This is a genomic window from bacterium, assembly GCA_021372775.1.
GTDB lineage: Bacteria > Acidobacteriota > Polarisedimenticolia > J045 > J045 > JAJFTU01.
Genome location: JAJFTU010000259.1, coordinates 1 through 5,465, shown reverse-complemented (window position 1 = coordinate 5,465; position 5,465 = coordinate 1). Strand labels below are relative to the sequence as shown.

The 5,465-nt window shown below is 74.6% G+C and carries 5 protein-coding genes; 1 reads left to right on the top strand and 4 read right to left on the bottom strand.

Annotated elements, in window-relative coordinates:
• From LLG88_09270 to LLG88_09260, 3 genes are all read right to left on the bottom strand, one after another.
• Window positions 1-1,052: glycosyltransferase family 4 protein (locus LLG88_09270; protein ID MCE5247091.1), on the bottom strand; the 1,052-nt coding region annotated here is incomplete at its 3' end.
• Complete coding sequence (locus LLG88_09265; protein MCE5247090.1) at window positions 1,049-1,807, bottom strand: WecB/TagA/CpsF family glycosyltransferase; 759 nt, start codon at window positions 1,805-1,807, stop codon at window positions 1,049-1,051. The genes LLG88_09270 and LLG88_09265, both read right to left, overlap by 4 nt.
• The gene (locus tag LLG88_09260) at window positions 1,779-2,771 is read right to left on the bottom strand and encodes a glycosyltransferase (protein ID MCE5247089.1); all 993 of its coding nucleotides are present in this window, start codon (window positions 2,769-2,771) and stop codon (window positions 1,779-1,781) included. The genes LLG88_09265 and LLG88_09260 overlap by 29 nt, the downstream gene beginning before the upstream one ends.
• A gap of 104 nt (window positions 2,772-2,875) precedes the next feature.
• Between LLG88_09260 and LLG88_09255 the strand changes: the two genes are divergently transcribed.
• A complete protein-coding gene (locus tag LLG88_09255; protein ID MCE5247088.1) occupies window positions 2,876-3,808 on the top strand; it encodes a glycosyltransferase family 2 protein in 933 nt (310 codons plus the stop codon).
• Here the strand turns inward: LLG88_09255 and LLG88_09250 are convergent, their stop codons facing one another.
• Window positions 3,809-5,371, bottom strand: coding sequence for a hypothetical protein (locus LLG88_09250; protein ID MCE5247087.1), 1,563 nt, complete (start codon window positions 5,369-5,371; stop codon window positions 3,809-3,811). It lies immediately after the preceding gene.
• Window positions 5,372-5,465: the final 94 nt, after the last annotated feature.

Here is a 5,465-nt window from a genome sequence, read left to right as displayed (position 1 = left end):
TCCGCGACGCGCGCGACGTCGAACGACTCGACGGCGCGGCGGCGGCCGGCCGCGCCGTGCCGCGCGCGGAGCTCCGGGTCGTCGAGGTAGCGGCCGAGCGCGGCGCCGAGCGCGGCCTGGTCGCCGGGGGCGAAGAGGACGCCGGTCTCGCCGTCCACGACGATGTCCAGATGCCCGCCGGCGCGCGAGGCGACGACCGGCTTGCCGCACGACATCGCCTCCAGCGGCACCATGCCGAACGACTCGACGAGCCCGTTCGAGGGGGCGAGCACGACGTCGCAGCCGCGCCAGAACGAGGGCATGTCCTCGACGAGGCCGAGGAACTCGATCGCCTCGCCTACGCCGGAGAGCGCGGCGAGACGCCGCGCCTCGAAGGCCAGCGGGCCGTCCCCCGCGACGCGCAGCCGCGCGCCGCGCGGCGCCCCCGCGGCGGCGAAGGCGGCGATCGCGTCCTCGAGCCCCTTGCCGGGGATCAGCCGTCCGGCGAAGCCGACGACGAGCGGTCCCGCGGCGCGCGGCGCGTCGGCCGGGGCGAAGCGCTCCGTATTGACGCCGTTGGGCAGGACCTCGAGCCGCCGCGCGTGCGGGGCGCGGCGCGCGACGCCGGCGACGTGGTCGGAGACGCAGAGGTCGAGGTCGGAGAAGACGCGGCGGAAGAGGGCGCCGGCGCGCTGCGCGCGGGTGTAGCCGCGCCCCACGACCTCGCCGCGGTGCAGCACGGCGCAGCGCCGCGCCCGGCCGCGCGCGAAGAGGGCGAACGGCAGCAGCAGGTCGGTGTCGGCGAAGACGAGCGCGTCGGCGCGCTCCTCGCGCAGCGCGAGCGCCATCCGCGCCGGGCGCAGGAACGAGCGAGCGCCGCTGCGGTAGCCGAGGGTCCGCACGGCGAAGCCGTCGGCCCGCAGCGCGGCGCCGACCGCGCCGTCGCCGCCGAAGAGGATCGCCCGCGACTCGACGCCGCGCGGGCGGAGGGCGCGCATCAGCGCCCGCGTCGCCGTCTCCGCGCCGCCGACCTTGCCCGACCAGAGCACGAACGCCAGCTTGAGCCCGCTCAACGTGTCCCCCCGCGACGCCGCTCGCGCCAGACCATCGCCGCGAAGCGGACGTCGTCCACGAAGTAACGCCGGAAGAGGCGGCGCGGTTCCTGCGCGAAGCGCCAGAGGAACTCGAACCCCGCGCGGCGCACGAGCGCCGGGGCGCGCCTCTTGCTGCCGGCGACGAAGTCGAACGCGGCGCCGACGCCGAGCGCGACGCGCGCCGCGAGGCGCGGCAGTTCGCGCGCGATCCACTTCTCCTGCTTCGGCGCGCCGAGCCCGACGAAGAGGATCGGCGCGGCCGCGGCGTTCACCGCGGCGAGAACCCGCTCGTTCTCCGCGGCGTCGTTCTCGAAGCCGAACGGCGGCGAGTACGTGCCGGCGACGCGGAGCGCGGGATGCCGCGCGCGGAGCGCGTCCGCGGCGCGGTCGGCCACGCCGGGAAGCCCGCCGAGCAGGAAGATCGGCAGCCCCGCCGCCGCGGCGCGCGCGCAGACTTCGGGAAAGAGATCGGCGCCGGTGACGCGCGCCGGCAGCGGCCGGCCCAGCAGGCGCGAGGCCCAGACGAGAGGCATCCCGTCGGGCAGCGTCAGCGCGGCGCCGGCGTAGACCGCGCGGAACTCGGCGTCCCGCTCGAGCCGCACGATGTGATCGACGTTCGGCGTGACGACGTAGCGGCGCGCGCCTTCCTCGGCCGCCCAGCGGACGACCGTGTCGGCGGCCTCGTCGAGGCCGACGTCGTCCACGTCAATGCCGAACAGCCGCCGCTTGCCCATCGGCCAGCACGCCTTCGTAGACCGCGCGGAAGCGGCGCCCCGTCTCCGCGAGGGTGAGCCCGCGCTCGGCCAGCCGCGCCCGCCCGCCGTCGGCGCGGAGGTCGTCGGCGAGGAGCGGCCGCAGCGCTTCGGCGAACGCGGCGCCGCTCCGCTCGGCGAGGCTGCAGCCGGGCAGCCCTTCGATCAGGCCGCGCACGTCGCCGACGTCGGCGGCGACGACCGGCCGCTCGCAGGCCAGGGCCTCCTTGACGATGTTCGGCGAGCCCTCGTAGTCGGAGGGGAGCAGCACCGCCGTCGCCGCGTTGACGTAGAGCGGCATGAGGTGGTGCGGCGTCCGCGCCGCCTCGAGCAGCGCGCCGCGCCCTTCGCCGAGGGCGGCGACGGCCGCCTCCGCGACGTCGCGCCGCTTCTCCCGCCGCGACTGGTCGTTGTCGGCGCAGGCGAAGAGGAACTGCGGCCGCTCCGGATCGAGCCCCAGCGCGGCGCGGGCGGCGCGGCGGTCCGACGGCGCGAAGAGGTCGAGGTCCACGCCGTGCGGCACGATATGGACCGATGGATGAATCGCCGGCGGAAGGGCTTCGGCCATCGCCGGCGAGCGGACGATCAGCGCGGCGAAGCGCGGGAGCGCGGCGCGGACGAGGCGCGCGAGGAGCCGCTTGTAGCGGACCTCGCGCTCGAAGACGTCGCCGCCGAGGAGCGTGAGGACGATCGGAACGCCGGAACGCGCGGCGAGGGCGGCGAGGCCGCACCAGCCGTGGTGGGCGTGGATCAGGTCGAAGCGGCCGCGCAGGTCCCGCACCCTGGCGATCCCCCGCGCGTACTCGATCTTTCCCGCGGCGCCGTCCACGAAGACGACCTCGCTCTCGACCTCCGGGCCGAGCGCACGGACCTCCTCCTCGATGAACGTGCCGAACCAAGGACGCCGCGGCGACGGATAGAGGTTCGTGAGGTGCAGGACGCGCACTTGCTTCCGTCCTCCCGGGCCGCGAGACTGTCGTTCGACGGGAACTCCCTCGACGGCTGATTCTACGGCCGTCGGCGAAGCCGCCGCAAAGGAGGGAACGGGGCGTGTCCGACGAGGCGCCGCTCTTCAGCGTCGTGATCCCCGCGTTCGAGCGGGAGCGGCACGTGCGCCTCGCCGCGGCGAGCTGCCTCGCCCAGCGCGGTCCTTCGTTCGAGGTCGTCGTGGTGGACGACGGCTCGGCCGACGGGACCGCGGCGGCCGCGGCGTCGCTCGGCGATCCGCGCCTGCGCGTGCTGCGGCACGCGGCCAACCGCGGCGTCTGCCCGGCGCGCAACACCGGCACGGACGCTTCGCGCGGCGAGTGGGTGATCTACCTCGACAGCGACGAGGAGCTGCTGCCCGGCGCGCTGGCGACGATCGCCGCGCGCGCGGCCGGCGCGCCGGACGACGTCGGCGTTCTCTGCTTCATGTACCGCGTCGAGTCGGGCGGTTTCTCGCCCGAGCCGCCGCTCCCCGCGGCGCGGATGAGCTTCGCGGACTTCCTGCGCTGGGCCGACGGCGCGGCCGAACGCTCCGACATGCTCTACTGCGTGCGGCGGACGATCGCGCGCGAGGTCCGCTTCCCCGACTCGCGGGCGTGGGAGAACAAGCACACGCTCGATCTCGCGCGGCGCTGCGACCGCCTGACCTTCCCCGACGTCGTCGCCCTGGCGCACGTGGACGCGGCGAACCGCCTCACCGCGATGGCCCCGGATCGGTTCCGCGCCGACGCCGCCGACCGCGCGCGGGAGATCGAGGCGGCGCTCGCCGCCTACGACGCCGACCTGCGCGCCTTCGCGCCGCGGCTGCGGGAACGGCAGTTGCGCTCGGCCGCGAACGCCCACTTCGCCGCCGGCGCCCGCGCGCTCGGGCTGCGGCGCGCGCTGCAGGCGCTGGCGCGGCGGCCGCTGCGGCCGGTTCTTTGGGCCTCGATTGCCTTCGGCCTGCTGGGTCCGCGCATGTTTCACGCGGCGCGGGCTCGGCGCCGCTCCCGCTGATCAGACGCCGACTCTTCCTTTCGGGACGCGAACCAGCCAGAACTCCGACCAGAAGGCGCGGATCTTCGTGCGCAACACAACATCGGCGGCCGAAAAGCGGAAAGCGCCGGCGGGAATCGTCGTCTTGTGGAGAAAGCCGATCGGGAATTCGATGTCGGCGGCGCCCCTGTCTACCTGCGGGCCGAACCGGCGCAACAGCGGATCGTCGAGGAAGAGGGCGACGTAGTCGACTTCTTCGCGGACATAGTCGCCTACTCGGCCCGTCAAGACGTATCGACGGACGAATTCGGGGCTGTTGGCGAGACCGTCGAGCGCGACCACGGGCCGGCGCGAGTAGTAGCAGAGAGCGCCCGGCAGGTCGTCCGCGGCGAGACGGGCCCCTTCCGGCACGCTTCGCCGCACGGCTTCGCCGAACTCCGCCCACGAGGCGTAGTAGGCGTCGTCTTCGGCGTGCGCGACGTGCAGCCGGGAGCGGATCGCCTCCCGCGGCGCGAGCGGCAAGGCGCAGATCCCGAGACATACGACGCCGGCCAGCGCGCCCGCGCGGCCTCGCGCAGGGAGCGAGTCGAAGAGCGCCGCGGCGGAGACGAAGAACAGCGTGGTCCAGACGACGTCGTACCAGCGGCCGAGATTGTTGCCGCCGAGCGAGCGCTGGACGGAGACCTGCAGCAGAAGCAGCAGCCCGATCGCGGCGACGACGATCCCCCGCGGATCGCGGAGCGGCTTCGCGGCCAGACGCGCCGCGAGGATCGCCGCGAAGCCGACGAGGAACGCGGCGTTCGCGGCGAGCGCCTGCAGGAGATCTTCCCGGACGAAGGAGACGGCGGTCCCTTTCGCGATCACGCTCGACGAGAACGGTTCCCCGCCGACCAACGTGTTGGCGACGAAGACGAGCGCGACGCCGACGGCAAGACCCGCCGCGGCGGCGACGGCGAGCCGCGGACGCTCCGTGCGTCGGGGCAACGCGACGCCGAGCGCCGCGGCGAGCGCCGCGATCGGGACGAGGTCGAGCCGCGCGACGGGAACGGCGAGCGCAAGAGCGAAGAGGACGCCTTTTCGCGGCTTCTCCCCCGTCGCTTCGACGAGCAACGCCAAGAGCAAGGGCGCCGCGAGGGACGACTCCATCCCAAAGCCGAGCAGAAGAACTTGGAAGAGAACCGCCGCCAGCAAGCCGAGAGTCCAGCGCGAGCGGACCATGCGGCGGGCGGCGAGCGCGAGGGCGAAAGCGGCCAGGCCGGTCGCGAGCGCGTCGACGGCGAAGATCGCGTCGAAGAAGTCGCGGTACGCCCCGCCGCCGAGCGACGCGCGGCGCGCGGCGGCGGCGGCGAGCGGAGGAAACAACCCCGCCCAGTGGAATCCCGTCGTGCGGGAGACGCCGCCGTCGAAGCTGAACGGCGCCCCTTGGACGGTGTTCGTCGCGACGATTCCGTAGAACATCCCGTCGTCCGGATAGAGACGCATCCGATCGGTGGGGCGGATCAGCGCGAGGCTGCCTGCGAGGAGCAGGCAGACGACGGCGATGATGGCCAAGGGCGAGTCGGGGAAGGGCGTTCGCTTCGTCACGTGGGCGGTCTCGGTGATCGAGCGCGGGCGCGCCGCGAAAGCGAGAGTCTAGTCGCGCCGCGCGCGCCGACCAAGCCGGGGCGCGGCCGACGGG